Origin of the sequence: Pseudomonas sp. TH39(2020), assembly GCF_016650715.1 — a bacterium.
Taxonomy (GTDB): Bacteria; Pseudomonadota; Gammaproteobacteria; order Pseudomonadales; family Pseudomonadaceae; genus Aquipseudomonas; species Aquipseudomonas mandelii_C.
Window position 1 is genome coordinate 351,506 of sequence record NZ_JAEKFF010000008.1, and the last position, 18,297, is coordinate 369,802.

The 18,297-nt window shown below is 61.7% G+C and carries 20 protein-coding genes; all 20 read left to right on the forward strand.

Annotated features, from left to right (window positions below):
• Positions 1–5 precede the first annotated feature (5 nt).
• The 20 genes from JFU47_RS29915 to JFU47_RS30010 all read left to right on the forward strand — a co-directional run bounded on the left by JFU47_RS29915 (position 6) and on the right by JFU47_RS30010 (position 18,131).
• Complete coding sequence (locus JFU47_RS29915; RefSeq protein ID WP_201187790.1) at positions 6–1,232, forward strand: CaiB/BaiF CoA transferase family protein; 1,227 nt, start codon at positions 6–8, stop codon at positions 1,230–1,232.
• Entirely contained in the window at positions 1,229–2,023 is a 795-nt protein-coding gene (scpB, locus tag JFU47_RS29920) for a methylmalonyl-CoA decarboxylase (RefSeq protein WP_201187792.1), read from the forward strand. Before JFU47_RS29915 ends, scpB begins: the two co-directional genes overlap by 4 nt.
• Before the next feature lie 462 nt (positions 2,024–2,485).
• Positions 2,486–3,322 (forward strand): ABC transporter ATP-binding protein, encoded by an 837-nt coding sequence (locus JFU47_RS29925; RefSeq protein ID WP_242485197.1) that lies wholly within the window; start codon positions 2,486–2,488, stop codon positions 3,320–3,322.
• A 39-nt stretch (positions 3,323–3,361) separates the two neighbouring features.
• Entirely contained in the window at positions 3,362–4,363 is a 1,002-nt protein-coding gene (locus JFU47_RS29930) for an ABC transporter substrate-binding protein (protein WP_201187795.1), read from the forward strand.
• 28 nt (positions 4,364–4,391) lie between these two features.
• Positions 4,392–5,168, forward strand: a complete 777-nt coding sequence (locus tag JFU47_RS29935) for an ABC transporter permease (RefSeq protein WP_201187797.1) — start codon at positions 4,392–4,394, stop codon at positions 5,166–5,168.
• The gene (locus tag JFU47_RS29940; protein WP_201187799.1) at positions 5,165–5,932 is read left to right on the forward strand and encodes an SDR family oxidoreductase; all 768 of its coding nucleotides are present in this window, start codon (positions 5,165–5,167) and stop codon (positions 5,930–5,932) included. Before JFU47_RS29935 ends, JFU47_RS29940 begins: the two co-directional genes overlap by 4 nt.
• Positions 5,933–5,945: 13 nt before the next feature.
• Complete coding sequence (locus JFU47_RS29945) at positions 5,946–6,485, forward strand: cupin domain-containing protein (protein ID WP_201187801.1); 540 nt, start codon at positions 5,946–5,948, stop codon at positions 6,483–6,485.
• 4 nt (positions 6,486–6,489) lie between these two features.
• Positions 6,490–7,374, forward strand: a complete 885-nt coding sequence (locus JFU47_RS29950; RefSeq protein WP_201187803.1) for an alpha/beta fold hydrolase — start codon at positions 6,490–6,492, stop codon at positions 7,372–7,374.
• Positions 7,371–8,204 (forward strand): IclR family transcriptional regulator, encoded by an 834-nt coding sequence (locus JFU47_RS29955; protein ID WP_123368852.1) that lies wholly within the window; start codon positions 7,371–7,373, stop codon positions 8,202–8,204. Before JFU47_RS29950 ends, JFU47_RS29955 begins: the two co-directional genes overlap by 4 nt.
• Position 8,205: 1 nt before the next feature.
• Positions 8,206–9,003 (forward strand): SDR family oxidoreductase, encoded by a 798-nt coding sequence (locus JFU47_RS29960; protein WP_201187805.1) that lies wholly within the window; start codon positions 8,206–8,208, stop codon positions 9,001–9,003.
• Positions 8,996–10,678, forward strand: a complete 1,683-nt coding sequence (locus JFU47_RS29965) for a thiamine pyrophosphate-binding protein (protein ID WP_201187807.1) — start codon at positions 8,996–8,998, stop codon at positions 10,676–10,678. Before JFU47_RS29960 ends, JFU47_RS29965 begins: the two co-directional genes overlap by 8 nt.
• Positions 10,679–10,688: 10 nt before the next feature.
• Entirely contained in the window at positions 10,689–11,492 is an 804-nt protein-coding gene (locus JFU47_RS29970) for an aspartate dehydrogenase (protein WP_123368849.1), read from the forward strand.
• Positions 11,493–11,502: 10 nt separating this feature from the next.
• On the forward strand, positions 11,503–12,999 hold the full coding sequence (locus tag JFU47_RS29975) for an aldehyde dehydrogenase (RefSeq protein ID WP_201187809.1): 1,497 nt from the start codon (positions 11,503–11,505) through the stop codon (positions 12,997–12,999).
• On the forward strand, positions 12,996–13,961 hold the full coding sequence (locus JFU47_RS29980; RefSeq protein ID WP_201187811.1) for a VOC family protein: 966 nt from the start codon (positions 12,996–12,998) through the stop codon (positions 13,959–13,961). Before JFU47_RS29975 ends, JFU47_RS29980 begins: the two co-directional genes overlap by 4 nt.
• A 13-nt stretch (positions 13,962–13,974) precedes the next feature.
• Positions 13,975–15,117: an FAD-dependent monooxygenase gene (locus tag JFU47_RS29985; protein WP_201187813.1), complete on the forward strand. Its 1,143-nt coding sequence runs from the start codon at positions 13,975–13,977 to the stop codon at positions 15,115–15,117.
• Positions 15,118–15,131: 14 nt separating this feature from the next.
• Entirely contained in the window at positions 15,132–15,449 is a 318-nt protein-coding gene (locus tag JFU47_RS29990; RefSeq protein ID WP_123368846.1) for a hypothetical protein, read from the forward strand.
• A 1-nt stretch (position 15,450) separates the two neighbouring features.
• Positions 15,451–15,678: a recombinase-like helix-turn-helix domain-containing protein gene (locus tag JFU47_RS29995; RefSeq protein ID WP_201187815.1), complete on the forward strand. Its 228-nt coding sequence runs from the start codon at positions 15,451–15,453 to the stop codon at positions 15,676–15,678.
• 21 nt (positions 15,679–15,699) lie between these two features.
• Positions 15,700–16,734, forward strand: coding sequence for an aromatic ring-hydroxylating oxygenase subunit alpha (locus tag JFU47_RS30000; RefSeq protein WP_056745372.1), 1,035 nt, complete (start codon positions 15,700–15,702; stop codon positions 16,732–16,734).
• Positions 16,731–17,168 (forward strand): Rid family hydrolase, encoded by a 438-nt coding sequence (locus tag JFU47_RS30005; protein ID WP_201187817.1) that lies wholly within the window; start codon positions 16,731–16,733, stop codon positions 17,166–17,168. The genes JFU47_RS30000 and JFU47_RS30005 overlap by 4 nt, the downstream gene beginning before the upstream one ends.
• A gap of 3 nt (positions 17,169–17,171) precedes the next feature.
• On the forward strand, positions 17,172–18,131 hold the full coding sequence (locus JFU47_RS30010; protein WP_140681282.1) for a PDR/VanB family oxidoreductase: 960 nt from the start codon (positions 17,172–17,174) through the stop codon (positions 18,129–18,131).
• Positions 18,132–18,297 lie beyond the last annotated feature (166 nt).

Genomic DNA, 18,297 nt, shown 5'->3' on the forward strand with positions numbered 1-18,297 from the left:
ACCCTATGCAAGCTTTGCAAGGCGTGAAGATTGTTGATCTGAGTCGCGCACTGTCGGGGCCGTTCTGCACCATGGTGCTGGCGGACCTCGGGGCCGATGTGATCAAGGTCGAGCCCGGCCCGACCGGCGACATGAGCCGCACCTGGGGCCCGTTCGACCGGGGCGTGAGCACTTACTACCTGTCGTGTAACCGCAACAAACGCGGCCTGTGCATCGACTTTCGCAATCCCCAGGGATTGGCCACGATCCAGCGGCTGATCGATGACGCCGACGTCGTCATCGAGAACTTCAAACCCGGCACGCTGGAGAGTATGGGGCTCGGTTATGACGTACTCAGCGCCCGCAACCCGCGGCTGATCATGGGCAGCATCAACGCCTTTGGCGCCGACGGGCCGATGAGCAGCTGGCCGGGTTTCGACCAGATTGCCCAGGGTTATTCGGGGTTGATGAGCCTGACCGGTTTCGTCGATGGCGACCCGACGCGTACCGGCACCGCCATCGGCGATTTGACCTCGGGCATGTGGCTGGTGACGGCCGTGTTGGCGGCGCTGCTGGAGCGCTCGACGACCGGGCACGGCCAACACGTCAGCACGTCGTTGCTGGCCAGCCTGGTCGGGCTGTTGAGTGTGCACGGGCAACGCTATCTCAGCCTGGGTGATGTGCCGCGTCGTACCGGCAATGCGCATTCGGTGATTGCGCCTTATGGTGTGTTCCAGACGCTGGACGGCCCGCTGAATCTGGCGCCGATCACGTCGGCCATGTGGGGGCGTTTGTGCGTGCTGCTCGATTTACCCGAATTGCCGGATGACCCGCGATTTGCCACCAACGAAGCACGCGTCGAACGGCGTGACGAGTTGCGGGAGATTCTGGAAAGCCGCTTGAAAACCCGCAGCAAACTCGAATGGACCACGCTGTTCGTCGAGGCAGGATTGCCCGCCGGTCCGATCAACACGCTCGACGAAGTGTTCGACGATCCGCAGGTGCTGCACAGCCAACTGACCGAGACACTCACGCACCCGACACTGGGCGCATTGCGTCAGGTAGTGACACCGGTATTCAGCGCCACCGACGGCGGCGCCAGCCGCCCGCCGCCGCTCCTGGGCGAACACACCATCGAAGTCCTGCGAGAAGCCGGTTTCGATGCTGCATCGATCAACGCCCTGCTCGCTGCCAAGGTCGTGTTCCAGGACACCGACGATTCGCCCGCACACTCAACAGGAACCGCCCCATGAACCCAACCTCCTCTGCCACCGTGACCGTCAACATCGTCGATGAACGCATCGCGCGGGTGGTGTTCAGCAACTCCACCCACCGCAACGCCCTCAGCGCGCAGTTGCTGGCATCCCTCGACGAAAGCCTCGCCGCCCTCGCCTCCCAACGCGTCCCGGTGGTGATACTCGGCAGCGAAGTGGGCCAGCCGGTGTGGAGCGCCGGCCACGACATACGCGAACTGCAACACGACCGCGACCCGATTGCCTACGGCAAACCCCTCGAACAGGTATTGCGCCGCATCCGCGCCTACCCCGGCGTGGTGATCGCGCTGATTTCCGGTTCGGTATGGGGCGGAGCGGTCGACCTGGCCATGAGCTGCGACCTGGTCGTTGCCGACCACAGCGCCAGCTTCGCGATGACCCCGGCCAACATCGGCTTGCCGTACACCACCAGCGGGTTGTTGCGCTTCTTCAACAATTTGCCGATCCATGTGCTCAAGGAAATGTTCTTCACGGCGCAAAAGCTTGATGCCGAACGCGCTGAAAGGTTTGGTTTGGTGAACAGGCTGGTCGACAGCGACGCGCTGGAAGCGACGGCGCTCGACATGGCCCAAGGCATCGCCGCCAAGGCGCCGCTAGCCATTGCGGCGGTGAAGGAGCAATTGCGCATTCTGGAAGACCTGCAACCGATGCCCGTGCAGGCGATGGAGCAGATTGCGGAACTGCGGCGACAGGCCTGCGAAAGTGCCGATTTCACTGAAGGGCTGGCGGCCTTCACCGAGCGCCGGCCGGCGGTGTTTAGCGGGCGATAGAACACAGATCTGAAAGCTTCAGTATTTGTGAGGGCCTCATCGTCGGATCGCCGCCCGGAGCAAGCTTGCCCACAGTTGATCGGCGTCGACACATAACCCTGTGGGAGCGAGCCTGCTCGCGATGAGGCCCGAACGAACAACGCTAATCCCGACCTGGAACACAAAAAGCCGCCACCCTTGTTTCATATGCAAAACAAAACCCTCTATTCGCGTTACCTCCACAACCCCTTCTTTCTCGCCGTTTCCCATGGCAAGCACATTCGATGTGAAATTTCGTGCCATACAGGAAACCGTGTTTCGTATATGAAACACGCCAAAAACCTCAAAACATTCGCAACTCATTAATAAACAAGGATTTTCAAACAAAAACTCAACCTGGCATTGGGGTGGCATTGTTCATGCACTAAACACCGTATCACCTATAAAACAGACCAGAGACCCTTCCCAATGGCTGTGAACGAGATGTACGCCATCGCCCCTCAATGGAATAAACCCGCTCCCAAGGAAGATCTGGAGCCCATCGAAATTGAATTTCGCAATGTCGGCAAATGTTTCCCGGCCAAAGGAAAATCCGACGCGCCATTTGCCATTCGCGACGTCAATTTCAAGATTCGCCGCGGTGAAGTGGTGTCGATCATCGGCCCTTCCGGTTGCGGCAAAAGCACCATCCTGAATATGGGCTCCGGCCTCTATCGACCTTCCGAAGGCGAGGTGTTCGTCGGCGGTGAAGCGGTCACAGGTCCGGTTCGCCAAGTTGCTTTCATGTTGCAAAAAGACCTGCTGATGCCATGGCGCAGCATTCGTCGCAATGTCGAACTGGGTCTGGAAATTCAAGGTGTACCGGCCGCCAAGCGTCAGGCGGTGGCCAAAGATCTGCTCGATCGTTGCCACCTGCAAGGCTTTGCCGACCACTACCCGTTCCAGCTGTCGGGCGGCATGCGTCAGCGTGCAGCCCTGGCTCGTACCTTGGCCATCGACCCGCAAGTGCTGTTCCTCGACGAGCCGTTCTCGGCCCTGGATGCGCAGACCAAGATGATCCTGCAGCAGGACATGGCGCGGATGCTCTTCGACGAAAAGAAAACCGCCCTGTTCATTACCCATGACCTGATCGAAGCCATCGCCATGTCCGACCGGCTGCTGGTCATGAGTGCCCGCCCCGGCACCATCATCGAAGAAATCAGCGTCGACCTGCCGTTTCGCGACAACCCGCTGGAGCGCCGCAAGCTGCCGGAAATCGGTCCGCTGGCCGGTCGCCTGATGGAATTGCTGAAAGTCGGCGAAGACACCGAACTGCATTGATCAACGCCCTTGCCGCCATCAACCGATTCAGGAGTACGCATGTTCAAGTCTCTGTTTCAACGCTTCAGCCAGGCCACCGGCATTGCGCTCGGCCTGGGCATGGCCTTCGCCGCGCAGGCGCAGCCCACCGACGTGACCTACTTGTTGCCGGCGCCGCCGAACTCGCCGGCGTTCGCCCCGTGGATCATCGCCCAGGAAAAGGGTTACTACGCCGCCCAGAACCTGAACATGACCTTCATCGCGGCCAAGGGCGGTGTGGACGTGGCGAAGCAGATCGGTGCCGGTAACGCCATGCTCGGCGGTGCCCTGGGTGATACACCGATTGTGGTGCGGGCCAACGGTATTCCGGTGCGCGCCGTCGCCGTGCTGGGCGCCGGCGGTGTGACCATGATTGCTACCAACGCCGCCGAAAATATCAACTCGATCACTGACCTCAAGGGCAAGACCATGACCGTGATGTCCTACTCGGACACCACCTACTACGCCTTGCTCGCCTCCCTTCGCAAGGCAGGCCTGAGCAAGACTGACGTGAACATCCAGGCTGCCGGCCCGTCGGGCGTCTGGCAGTTGTTCTCGGCTGACAAAGCCCAGGCGATGGCGGGCGTACCGGACTGGGTGGTCAACGCTGAAGAAGCCGGTGTGAAGATCAAACTGATTCCGCAATCGCAAATTTTCGAAAGCATGGCCCAGGCGATCCTCGCTTCGGACGACGCCATCAAGACGCATCCGGAGATTGTTCGCGGCGTGGTCCAGGCCACCCTGCAAGGCATGCGCGACATCATCAAGGACCCGCGCGCCGCCGCGGTCACCTTCGCCAAAGCCGTGCCCGCCTACGCCGGCAAGGAAGATTCGCTGGAGAAGGTCTTCAAGCTGTACGTCGAACACGTCTACGCCAACCAAACCGTACTGGGCCGCATCGATCCGACGCGGCTGGAGGCGGTCCGCACGTTCTATGTCAGCGAAGGCATCGTCACCCAGGAACCGAAGCTCGACGACCTGTACACCAACCAGTTCATCGACACCCAAACAGCTGCGCAATAACGGCGAGTGACAACAAGGTAACGACACGATGAAAAACCTCCATAACTCCATGCTCGGCAGCGTTGCCCTGCTGATCCTGTTCCTGGTGCTCTGGCAATGGGGCCCGGGACTGCTCGGCATGCCCGAATTCGTCATGCCGCACCTGAGCCGCGTGGCCCAGGAAAGTGTGGTGATGTGGCAAACCGGCGGCCTGCTGCAACATACCCTGATTACCGCGTTCGAGATCATTGTCGGCTTTGGCCTGGGCGCTCTGCTCGGCGTGGCGATCGGTGTTTCGCTCGGGCTCTCGCCCGCCGCTGAAGCCATGCTGTCGCCTTACATTCTGGCGCTGCAAATCGCCCCGAAAGTCGCCTTCGCCCCGCTGTTCGTGATGTGGCTGGGCTACACCATCTACCCGAAGATCCTGATCGCCATCCTGATTGTGTTCTTCCCGGTGATGATCAACGTGCTGTCGGCCATCCGCACCGTTGACCCGGACATGATCAACCTGGTCCGGACGATGAACGCGAGCCGCTGGCAGATCTTCCGCCTGGTGGAGTTCCCCTCGGCCATGGCTGCGCTGTTCTCGGGCTTGCGCATTGCCTCGACCCTCGCGGTGATCGGCGTCACCGTCGGTGAGTTGGTCGGCGGCAACCAGGGCCTGGGCTTCCTGCTGGTCGATGCCGAAGGTCAGGGCAACACCGCGGGCGTATTCGTCGCGATTGTCATGCTCACGCTGATCGGCGTGCTCTCCTACGGCGCGGTGGTCTGGGCCGAGAAACGCGTCCTGCATTACATGCCCAAAGCCATGCTGAGTACGCAATGATGACGGCCCTCAATCGTTTGCTCGAAGGCCGTCGGATCCTGGTCACCGGAGGCGCCCGCGGATTGGGTTATGCCTTTGCCCAGGCCATCGGCCGCGCCGGTGCCCACGTGGTGATCGCCGACATTCTCGCCGAACGCGTCCAGCAATCGGCCACTGAACTCGCCGCCGAAGGCCTGACCGTGCATGGCGTGACGGTTGATCTGGCGCAACCGGATTCGATCGATGCCTGCGTGGCTGAAGCCACCCGCTTGCTCGGCGGCCTCGACGGCCTGGTGAACAACGCGTCAATCACCAATTCCGGCGGCAAGACCTGCGAAGAGCTGAGCCTCGATACCTGGGATCAGGTCATGCAAGTCAACGTGCGCGGCACCTGGCTGGTGACCAAGGCGTGCCTGCCGGCCCTGCGCGCCAGTGGTCATGGCGCCATCGTTAACCTGGCGTCCGACACGCCGTTGTGGGGTGCGCCCAACCTGCTGGCCTATGTCGCCAGCAAGGGCGCAATCATTGCGATGACCCGCAGCCTGGCCCGTGAACTGGGCACCGATAACATCACGGTCAACGCCATCGCGCCGGGCCTGGTGCTGGTCGAAGCCACCGCCTACGTGCCCGAAGCACGTCACCGTTTGTACAACGACCACCGGGCCATTCAACGCCCGCAACTTCCCGAAGACGTCAGCGGCGCCGTGCTGTTCGCGCTGTCCGACCTCGCCCGTTTCATCACTGGACAAACCTTGCCGGTCAACGGCGGGTTCGTCATGCCTTGATCAGGAGACAGCCATGACCGATCTATCAGCACAACAACCAACCCCGAAAAGCTGGGAACAGCCAGCCGGCAGCGACCTGGAAAGCTGGATGCAAACCCGCATCGCCCGGTACGACACGCGCAAGTACGACTGGAACGCGCTGAAGTTCCAGGCCGACTACGACCCGAAATTCCATCGTGCGCAAATGCGCTACATCGGCACCGGCGGCACCGGCGTGAGCACCGACATGAACACCATCCCGTCGGAGAACTTCACGTTCTCCACCATGGTGATTCCGGCCGGCCACGAAGGCCCGCCGCACCTGCACACCGACGTTGAAGAAGTGTTCTTTGTGCTGCGCGGCAAACTCAAAGTGGTGATCGAGAAGGACGGTGAGCGTTTCGAAACCATCCTTACCGACCGCGACGTGATTTCCGTGCCGCCCGGCGTGTACCGCGAAGAGATCAACATCGGCGATGAAGACGCGCTGATGTGCGTGATGCTCGGCGCGAAAAAACCGCTGACCCCGACCTACCCGCCAGAACACCCTCTGGCCTCGATCAAGCGCGGATAAGCCCATGTCGTACGCCATCGATAATCTCGTCCCGCCGCTCACGGCTGACCTCCAGGCACAACTGGCCCTGAACTTTCCAGTGCGCACGCTGGAGATCGCAGGCGGTCGCCAGGCCTTTCGCGAATGCGGGGCCGGGCCGGCCATTGTGTTGTTGCACGGGATCGGTTCGGGCTCGGCGTCGTGGTTAGAGGTGGCGCAAGAACTTGGCCAAAGCGCCCGGGTGATTGCCTGGGACGCTCCCGGCTACGGTGATTCCACGCCACTGAGATCCTTAGCGCCCGACGCTTCGGACTACGCCGAACGACTGCTGCAGATGCTCGACGCACTGGGCATCCAGCGCTGTGTGCTGGTGGGTCATTCCCTGGGCGCGATTACCGCCATGGCGTTCGCCAGCGGCGTGCAGCAACAACGGATCAGCCGACTGGTCTTGATCAGCCCTGCCCAAGGCTATGGCCATCCATCACGCGCGTTGCAACGTCAGGAAGTGCGCAACAAACGCCTGCGTGCCCTGGAACAACTGGGCATTCAGCAAATGGCCGAGCAACGCAGTCCTTACATGCTTTCCCCCGCAGCCAGCCCGAAAGCACTGGCCTGGGTGCGGTGGAACATGGCGCGGCTCAATCCCGATGGTTATCGCCAGGCCATTGAACTGCTGTGCAGCGATGACCTGCTGCGGCACCCACCGCTGTCGATGCCTTGCGAAGTGCATTGCGGCGAAGCCGACGGCATCACGGCGCCCGAAAGCTGCCTGACCCTGGCCAAGGCGTTGGGCGCCACGTTCAACCTGATTGCCGATGCCGGGCATGCCAGCCCTATTGAACAACCTTATGTCGTGGCGGGCCGTCTGGCCTTTGCCATTAAAGAATCCCTGACAGGTGCATCTCTATGAACGATTCAGATCTGCTGAAGGACGCTCAGGACAAATACATCGTGCCGGGCCTGGAGCGCGGCCTGCTGCTGCTCTGCGAATTCAGCCGGCGCAATCGCACGCTGACCGCGCCGGAACTGGCCCGGCGTCTGGCGCTGCCGCGCTCGACCATATTCCGCCTGCTGACGACCCTGGAAACCATGGGTTTCGTCACCCGCAGCGGCAATGAATACCGCCTGGGCATGTCGGTGCTGCGCCTGGGCTTTGAATACCTGGCTTCACTGGAGCTGACCGAACTGGGCCAGCCACTTCTCGCTCGTTTGTGCGACCGCCTCAACTACCCGAGCAACCTGGTGGTGCGCGATGGTCGTTCGATTGTCTATGTCGCCAAAGTGTCGCCGCCATCGGTGTTCTCCAGCGCGGTCAACGTCGGCACTCGCCTGCCCGCCCATGCCACTGTCCTCGGGCGAATTCTGCTCGAAGACTTGTCGCTGGCCGAGTTGCGCGAGCTGTACCCGGAAGAACACCTGGAGCAGTTCTCGCCGTGCACGCCGAAAACCGTGATGGAACTGTTCGACCTGGTTCAGGCCGACCGCCAGCGCGGTTTCGTCAGCAGCGAAGGCTTCTTCGAGTCAACCATCTCCACCGTCGCCGCCCCGGTGCGCGATGAGACGAGCAGGATCGTCGCCGCGCTGGGCGTCACCATCCCGACCGCACAGATCGCTCACGTCAATTTCAACGAGTTGCTCCTGCAAGTGCGCCGCAGTGCCGACGAACTGTCGCGGCTGCTCAACTACAACAGCGCTGCAGCCCATGATGGGCACCGCGTCACTGCATTGATGAGGGATTGAAATGAGCCTTTATCAACTGCACGACAGCACCGCGATTGTCACCGGCGGCTCTTCGGGCATTGGCCTGGCCTGCGTCGAGTTGTTGCTCGAAGCCGGCGCGGCCGTGGCCTTTTGCGGCCGGGACGAAAACCGGTTGCGCAGTGCCGAAGCCGAGTTGCGTCAACGCTTCCCCGAAGCACGGCTGCTCGCCCATGTTTGCAACGTACTCGATGCGGACTCGGTCAAGGCGTTTGCCGCGGCCAGTCTGACCGCATTGGGGCCGGCCAGCGTGCTGATCAACAACGCCGGGCAAGGTCGGGTGTCGACCTTCGCCGATACCACCGATAGCGCCTGGACCGAAGAGTTGAACCTGAAATTCTTCTCGGTGATCAACCCGGTCCACGCCTTCATGGCTCAGCTGCAACACCAGCCGAACGCGGCCATCGTCTGCGTCAATTCGCTGCTGGCCAGCCAGCCGGAACCGCACATGGTCGCCACCTCGGCCGCTCGTGCCGGGGTCATGAACCTGGTGCGTTCGATGGCCACCGAATTTGCCGGCCAGGGCATTCGGGTCAACGGCATCCTCATTGGCCTGGTCGAGTCCGGGCAATGGCGCCGACGTTTCGAAGCCCGCGAAGAGCGGGACCTGGACTGGACCCAATGGACCGCCCGGCTGGCGCAACAAAAACACATTCCTTTAGGGCGCCTGGGCCTGCCGATTGAAGCGGCCCGCGCGATCCTGTTTCTGGCCTCGCCTCTGTCGGCTTACACCACAGGCAGCCATATCGATGTTTCTGGAGGCCTGTCCCGCCATGCGTAATGAAAATACTGTCACCGTTGGCGCTGCCATCACCGCGTTCCTCGAACAGTGCGACGTCAAGGCCGCGTTCGGCGTGATCTCGATCCACAACATGCCGATCCTCGATGCCTTCGCCGTTCGTGGAAACATCCGCTTCGTCATGGCTCGCGGTGAAGCCGGCGCCACCAACATGGCCGACGCCTATGCCCGCACCACCGGCGGCCTCGGTGTCTGCCTGACGTCCACCGGCACCGCAGCCGGTAACGCCGCAGGCGCCATGGTCGAAGCGTTGACCGCCGGCACACCGCTGCTGCACATCACCGGGCAGATCGAAACACCGTACCTGGACCAGGAATTCGCCTACATCCACGAAGCGCGCGACCAACTGACCATGCTCAAAGCAGTGTCGAAGGCTGCGTTCCGTGTGCGCAGCGTCGACACCGCGATCAGCACAATGAAGCTAGCCGTGCAGACTGCCCTGACCGCCCCCACCGGGCCGGTCAGCGTGGAAATCCCGATCGACATCCAGTCGACGTTTATCACGATGCCGACCGACCTTTCACCGCTGCCGATTCCAGTGGCCGTCCCTGCGCCCGAAGCGCTGGACCTGGTGGCCGAGCGTCTGGCCACGGCCACCCGCCCACTGCTGTGGCTCGGCGGCGGCGCGCGGCATGCCGGGCCTCAAGTCAAACGCCTGCTGGACATGGGCGTCGGCGTGATCACCTCGACCCAGGGTCGCGGCGTGGTCAACGAAGATGACGAACGTTGCCTCGGCGCGTTCTCGCAAAACAAACTGGTCGAGCAGTTCCTGCAAAGCTGCGATGCCTTGCTGATCGCCGGCTCCCGTCTGCGCAGCAACGAAACCTTCAAGTACGCGTTGAAATTGCCACGCAACACCTTGCGTATCGACGCCAACCCGGCCATCGAAGGTCGCAGCTATAACAGCGAGCTGTTCATCTGTGGCGACTCGGCACTGGCCCTTGAAGGCCTGGCGGATCGTCTGGAAGGTCGCCTGCAGATCGACCCGACATTCCTCGCCGAACTCAAGGATGTCCGCGAAAGATCCCGCACCCAATTGATCGCCGACCTCGGCCCGTACTCGGCCATGGTCGAACAGCTGCAAGCGATCACCGGGCGCAATTTCTCCTGGGTGCGCGACGTCACGCTGTCCAACAGCATCTGGGGCAACCGCCTGCTGACCCTGTTCCACCCGCGTTCCGGCGTACATGCGCTGGGCGGCGGCATTGGCCAGGGCCTGTCGATGGGCATCGGCGCTGCCGTGGCCGCAGCGGAAACCGACCCTGAGCGCAAGGTCTTCGCCCTGGCCGGTGACGGCGGTTTCATCCTCAACCTCGGCGAACTGGCGACGCTGGTGCAAGAGAAGGCCAACGTGGTGATTCTGCTGATGAACGACCAACGTTACGGCGTCATCCGCAATATTCAGGACGCGGTCTACGGCAGCCGTCACTGCTACGTTGACCTGCACACGCCGGATTATTCCAAGCTGGCGGAATCCCTGAATCTGCGCCACGGCCTGGTCACCGACCTGAAGGATTTCGGCCGCGTGGTCGACGGCGCACTGGCTCAACCGGGCCCGTTCCTGCTGGAAGTCGACATGCTCGCCGTCGGCAGCTTCGCCACCCAGTTCGCCGGTCCGCCCAACAGCGAAACCAAAGCGCAAAAAGCCACGGCCTGAGGACTTCGTCATGTTGCATATCACCATGATCGGCTGCGGCGCCATTGGCGTCGGCGTGCTCGAACTGTTGGAGAAGGACCCGCAGCTGTGCGTTGACTACGTCATCGCTTCGGCCGGGTCTGAAGAATTGGTGCGCCAGCGGCTGGCCAGTTTCAAGCAACCGCCGCAGGTGCTGACCGCGTTGCCGGCCGATGCCCGCCCGGACCTGTTGGTCGAGTGCGCCGGCCACCGTGCCATCGAAGAACATGTGTTGCCGGCGCTGGAGCGTGGCATTGCCTGCCTGATCGTCTCGGTCGGCGCGCTGTCCGAAGTCGGCCTGGTTGAACGCCTGGAAGCGGCAGCCGAGCGCGGTCAGACCCGCATCGAGTTGCTGCCCGGCGCCATCGGTGGCATCGACGCCTTGTCGGCGGCCAAAGTCGGTGGGCTCGACTCGGTCAATTACACCGGCCGCAAACCGGCTAAAGCCTGGAAAAACACCCCCGCTGAACAGGCCTGTGATCTGGACAGCATTACCGAAGCCACGGTGATTTTTCAGGGCAGCGCGCGGGAAGCGGCACGGCTCTATCCAAAAAACGCCAACGTCGCAGCGACCTTGTCGCTGGCCGGGCTCGGCCTGGACCGCACCCACGTGACGCTGATCGCCGATCCGCTGAGCGAGGAGAACGTCCATCACTTCGAAGCTCGCGGTGCCTTCGGTGGTTTCGAACTGAGCTTGCGTGGCAAACCGCTGCTGGCCAACCCGAAGACTTCGGCGCTGACCGTTTACAGCGTTGTCCGCGCCTTGGGCAACCACGCCCATGCGATTTCGATTTAGGGGACCGTCGATGAATCTCGAACAGACTTTACCGATCTGCATTGCCGGCGACTGGCGTCTCGGTCGCGGCGAGCGTTATGCCACGTGCTACCCCGCCACGGGCGAAGCCGTCGCCTGGCTGAATGCCGCCAGTGTCGACGACGTTGAAGACGCCGTGCAAGGCGCCCATCAGGCGTTTTTGCACAGCGGCTGGGCGCAGCGCAAACCTCACGAACGGGCCAGCGTGCTGTACCGCATCGCCGAGCTGATCCGTGAGCGCAGCGAAGAACTGGCGCAATTGCAGCGCCAGGACAATGGCAAACCGATCAACGAAACCCGAGCCCTGGTGGCCAGCGCCGCCGGCACGTTCCAGTTCTTCGCCTCGGCCTGTGAAACCCTCGAAGAAACCATCACGCCGTCCCGTGGTGATTTCGTCAGCATGAGTGTGTACGAGCCGATGGGCGTGATCGCCGCAATCACCCCGTGGAACTCGCCGATTGCCAGCGAAGCGCAGAAGGTCGCTCCGGCGCTGGCGGCGGGCAACGCGGTGGTGATCAAACCGGCAGAAATCACCCCGTTGATGGCGTTGCAACTGGCACGCATCTGCGAGGACGCCGGCTTGCCTAAAGGCCTGCTCAGTGTGCTGCCGGGCAAAGGTTCGCTGCTCGGTGATGCGTTGACGCGTCACCCGCTGGTCAAGCGCGTGTCGTTCACCGGCGGCACTAAAACCGGCAAACACATTGCCCACATCGCCGCCGACAAGATGATGCCGGTGTCGCTGGAACTGGGTGGCAAATCGCCGACCATCGTTCTCGATGATGCCGACCTCGACCACGCGGTGGCCGGTGTGTTGTACGGCATCTTCAGTTCTTCAGGCGAAGCCTGCATCGCCGGGTCGCGGTTGTTCGTCGCCCGCGCGTTGTATGAACCGTTCATGTCGCGCCTGGTGGCCGCTGCGGCCGAACTGCGCGTCGGTGATCCGGCCGATGAACGTACCCAAATGGGTCCGTTGATCAGCGCCGGCCACCGCGAGTCAGTGGAGCGTTATGTTGCTCTTGGGCTGGCCGAAGGTGGACGCCTGCTGCTCGGTGGCAAGCGTCCGAGCGGCGGCGTATACGACCAGGGTTATTACTACCCGCCGACCATCCTCGAAGGTTTGAACAACAGCCAGCAGGTCTGTCAGGAAGAGATCTTCGGACCCGTTCTGGTGGCGATTCCCTTCGATGACGAAGCGCAATTGCTCGAGCAGGCCAACGACAGCCTGTACGCCCTCGCCGCCGGCATCTGGACACGCGACTACAAACGCGCCTGGGCACTGGGTCGAAAAATTCAGGCCGGTACGGTGTGGATCAACACCTACAAACAGTTCTCGATTTCCACACCGTTCGGCGGCTGGCGCGACAGCGGTCTGGGCCGTGAAAAAGGTCGCCTCGGCATCCTGCAGTACATGGAACAGAAAAGCCTTTATTGGGGCATGAATGAACAGCCACTGGCCTGGGCCGGTGTGCAACGAGAGGTTGGGTTATGAGCGTTTTAGGCATTGATGAAGTCACCTACGGCGTCGAGGACCTCGACACCAGCGTGCGTTTTTTCAGCGACTGGGGCCTGACGAAAGTCAGCGAGCAGCCTGACGAAGTGATCTTCGAAACCCTTAACGGCTGCCGCGTGGTGCTCGCCGACATCAACAAGACGGGTTTGCCGCCCGCCATCGAACCCGGTTCAACCGTGCGTGAAGTGGTCTGGGGCGTCGAAAGCGACGCTGACTTGAAGCTTTATAGCGAACGAATTGCCAACGATCCGGGCTTCATCGAAGCGGAAGGTCGCATCGGTTGCACCGACCCCAACGGCCTGGCGATCCGCCTGCAAGTGACTCGTAAGCGTGAGCTGGAAATCGAGTGCAGCGGCCATAACACCTGGCAGACCAAAGGCCGAATCAACAAGGCCGCGCCGATTTACGAGCGCGCCACACCGATCGAAGTCGGCCACGTGGTGTTTTTCGTCAAGGACGTGAACGCCTGCGAAGCCTTCTATCACGAGCGTTTCGGCTTCCAGGCCTCTGACCGCTATCCGGATCGCGGAGCGTTCCTGCGCACCGCCGAAGAAGGCGGCCACCACGACCTGTTCATGCTGCAACTGCCCGCCCCTCGTGCCGGTTTGAACCACGTCGCGTTCACCGTGCGCGATGTGCACGAAGTGTTCGGCGGCGGCATGCACATTTCCCGCAGCGGCTGGGCAACGGAAATCGGTCCGGGTCGGCACCCGGTGTCGTCGGCGTTCTTCTGGTACTTCAAGAACCCGGCCGGCGCGCTGGTCGAGTACTACGCCGACGAAGATCAACTGACCGGCGAATGGCAGCCGCGGGACTTCGAGCCGGGCCCGACGATGTTCGCCGAATGGGCCATCGCCGGCGGCATCGACGGCAATACCCGACGCCAGCAAAACGTCGAGGCGCCGCAAGGCAAGTTCCTCACCGACAAACCGAAACCCTGAGCAGGAGCCGTCCATGTCTTCGCTGAACATCGCTATCGCCGGTGCCGGAATCGGCGGCCTGACCGCCGCCATCGCCCTGCATCGCGCAGGCCATAACGTCACCGTATTCGAACAGTCGAAAGCCTTTTTGCGGGTCGGTGCCGATATCAACCTGACGCCTAATGCCGTGCGCGCCCTGGATGGTCTTGGGGTGGGCCCTGCCGTGCGCATTCCGGCCGCGCGTCCAACGCACCGGATCAGCCGTCTCTGGGACAGCGGCGAGGAAACTTCGCGCCTGGAAATGTCCGATGCCGCCGAACAGAAATACGGTGCACCGCAACTGACCATTCACCGCGCCGATCTGCTGGCCGCGCTGGCGGACGTCTTTCCACCAGAACAGGTGCAGTTTGGCAAACGTGCCGAGCACGTCGTGCAAACCGCCGACGGCATCGAGTTGTGCTTCAAGGATGGCAGCCGTCACGTCACCGATCTGTTGATCGGTGCGGATGGCATCCATTCGGTAGTGCGTAATGCGCTGTTCGGTGATGAGCAACCGCGCTTTACCGGAGTGGTCGCTTACCGCGCCGTCCTACCTGCCGAACGCGTGGCCCATGTGCCGAACATTCAGGCGTTCACTAAATGGTGGGGCCCGACGCCGGAAAGCCAGATCGTGACGTTTCCGTTGAATCAGGGCCGGGACATTTTCATCTTCGCCACCACCGCTCAGGACAGCTGGCATGAAGAGTCCTGGACCAGCGCCGGCGATGCCGACGAGTTGCGCAGCCACTATCAGGACTTCCACCCGGATGCTCGCGCCCTGCTCGATGCGTGCAACGAGGTACTCAAGACCGCGCTGTATGAACGCGATCCACTGCCGTTCTGGTCCAAGGGCGCGATGACCCTGCTGGGCGATGCCTGCCATCCGATGATGCCGTTCATGGCGCAAGGCGCCGGCCAGGCGATCGAAGACGCCGTTGTGCTCGCTCGTTATCTGCAAGACCTGACCAGCACTGCGCAGATCACCGACGCCCTGCAGGCTTATCAGCAGGCACGGCTGCAACGCACCAGCCAGATCCAGATCGGCTCACGCGGCAACCAATGGCTCAAGGATGGCGGCAACGCCGACTGGGTTTATGGCTATGACGCCTGGGCCGTGCCGATGCCGAACGTGGCGTGAGCAGGACCGTAGCCATGAGCGAAACCTTGCTGGTGACCGTGCTGCTCAAGCACGACCAATCAAAGAACCTGGAAGAGATTCAGCGGCACATGAAGCAGCAGGACTGGTGGGAACGGTTTCCCCCGCAAGGCGTCGAGGTGGTGTCCTGGACCGTGGCCATGGGCCTGGGCCAGATCGTCACCCTGCGGTTGCCGCCGAGCCTGCTGCCGACCCTCAACGTCGAGCTTGAACGCTCGGCCTGGGGCGTGTTCAGCACTGAAGTTTTCCCGACGTATGACTTTATTCCCGTGCGCGAAATGATCCGCGAACGGGTACGTAATGGAGGTCAATGAGATGAGCAATACCGAACCCTACCTGGAGCCCCATCAGGCCCGCAAACGTCCTAACACCCAGTTCGAAGAGTTGCTCGGCGACTCCATCGAGCGCGCCTTTGGCAACGGGGTGACCGAGTTGCCCGACCTGCTCGCGCACCTGAATCTGGCCGGGCCGCCCTGCTCGCTGACCACCGGAGAGTGGACACCAGACGCCTATAAAACCCTGATGGCTCGGCTGGGCGAATGACCCGCCGGAGGACAATAAGAAATGAACATGAATACAACCGTCGATCCAGCTGAAAACCTCTTGGCCAACGGGTTGAAAAACCTTTGGTTCCCGGTCCTGCCCTCCGATCAATTGGGTGAAAAACCGGTATCGATTCGCCGTCTGGGCTACAAGATCGCCCTGTGGCGCGACAATGACGGCAGCGTCCACGCCCTGGAAGATCACTGCCCTCATCGCGGCGCGCCGCTGTCCCAGGGACCGGTACTGGGTGACCGTCTGCAATGCCCTTATCACGGCGTCGAAGTGCGCTGCGACGGCACGGTCACCAAAGTCCCCGGCAGCCCCGGTTGCAAGCTCGAAGGCAGCCGTCCGACACGCATGTTCCACACCCGTGAAGCCGCTGGCGCGATCTTTCTGTACAACGCTGCAGATCCGCACGTGGACACCCCGCCGGAGCTGGTCCTGCCAGAGCAACTGACCTCCCCCGAATGGAGCAGCTTCCTCTGCTACACCGAATGGAAAGGCGATTATCGCTACGTCATCGACAACGTCATGGACCCGATGCACGGCACCTACCTGCACAAGATGTCGCACTCCATGAGCGAAGGCGAAGCCACCGCCAAGTTCGTCACCCGCGACACCGACAACGGTTTCTTCTTCGAGAAAGAAGGCCAGCGCGGGGTGAATTTCGACTGGACCGAGTTCATGGATAACGGCTGCCACTGGCTGCGCCTGGAAATCCCCTATCCGAAAACCGGCGGCCCGGGCGGTAACTTCACCATCATCGGCAGCTACACACCGAGCAGCCGCTCCTTGTCGGCGGTGTTCCACTGGCGTTGCCGCCCACTGACCGGCTGGCAGCGCGACACTTGGCGTTTCCTCTACAAAAATCGCCTGGAAGCACGGCATTGGGCGGTGCTGGAGCAGGATCGGGTGCTGCTCGAATTCATGGAGCCGGACGCCAACCAGCGGGAAAACCTCTACCAGCATGACCTGGGTGTGGTGCGTCTGCGCCGCTACCTGAAAAACGCGGCCAAGGCCCAACTGGAGCTGATCGACGCGAAGCAGTTGCCATGAACGCAGCCGTGCAACGTGTTCAGGCCGGCTCGTTGATCGAGCCGGCCAGCGCCACTTGGTCGAATGCCTTGCTGATCGGCAATGAAGTGGTGATGTCCGGCATGACCGGCCATCCCGCTACACGCCTGGCCGTTGTGGCTGACGCGCCGCTCGATGCCTACGCCCAGACACTGGTCGTGTTGAACAAAGTCCGGGCGCTGGTTGAAGCGGCGGGTGGGCATGTCGGCAACATTTACCGGTTGACGGTGTATGTCACCGACATCGCCGACAAGGACGAAGTGGGTCGCGCGCGCCGTGACTTCTTCGAAGGTCAGGTCGTTTTCCCGACTTCCACGCTGGTCGAAGTCAGCGCACTGGTGTTTCCCGAACTGCGGGTGGAGATCGAGGCCAGTGCGCGTCTCGATCTCGATTTGCGTACTGTCGAAAAGAGGTGACCGATGTCCCATTCCTCCCCCCTCACCGCTCGAGTGCACACGCTGCGCTATGAAGCCGAAGGCATCATCAGCGTCGAGTTGCGGCCGTTTGGCGACACGGTGTTCGCCCCGTTTGAAGCCGGCTCGCACATCGATCTGCATTTGCCCAACGGACTGGTGCGCAGTTATTCATTGCTCAACTCGCCGAGCGATCGAGGCCGTTACGTGATCGGCATTCTGCGTGATCGCAACAGCCGCGGCGGCTCGGAATTTGTGCACGCGCAACTGCGGGTCGGCATGCAACTGCCGATCTCGTCGCCGCGCAATAATTTCCAGCTCGACCTGAGTGCCAAACACAGCGTACTGGTGGCCGGCGGTATCGGTATCACTCCGATTTACTGCATGTTCCGCCAACTGCTGGCGCTGGGAAAATCCGCCGAGCTGATCTACTGCGCCCGCTCGCGACAGGAAGCCGCGCTGGTTGAGGAACTCAGCGGCTTGAGTGCCAAAGTCGTGTATCACTTCAACGATGAAAAAGGCATGCCGCCAGACCTGAGCGCTTATCTGGCCGATCAGCCCAGCGATACACACTTCTATTGCTGCGGTCCGACGCCGATGCTCGATGCTTTCGAAAGCACCTGCGAAGGCCTCGGTTATCCTCATGCGCATATCGAGCGTTTTGCGGCGGCTGAATTGCCACCGTCGGAAGATGCGCAGAGCAGCTATAGCGTAGAGCTGAAAAAATCTGGCAAGACGCTGTCGATCGAGCCCGGTTTGAGTTTGCTCGACGTGTTGCTCGAGGCGGGTTGCGATATTGAGTACAGCTGTCGCGAAGGGGTGTGCGGTTCGTGCGAAACACGCGTGCTGGAGGGTGATGTTGATCATCGTGATGGCGTGTTGACTAAAGCGGAGCGTGCGGCGAATAAATCCATGATGGTGTGTGTGTCGGGTTGCAAGAGTCGGCGGTTGGTACTCGACCTTTAATACTGGGTTTCAGGTGGCCCCCCATAGATTGGTGGTGGGGGCTGACCGGAGGCTTTGATTGGGTGAATATCCGTTTTTTTGGTTTTGGCTGCTGACGGTTTCGCTCTTACAGCGAGTCACTTGGAAGAGCCCCAAGTAACCAAGGGCTTTTGCCCCGCCATTCGGT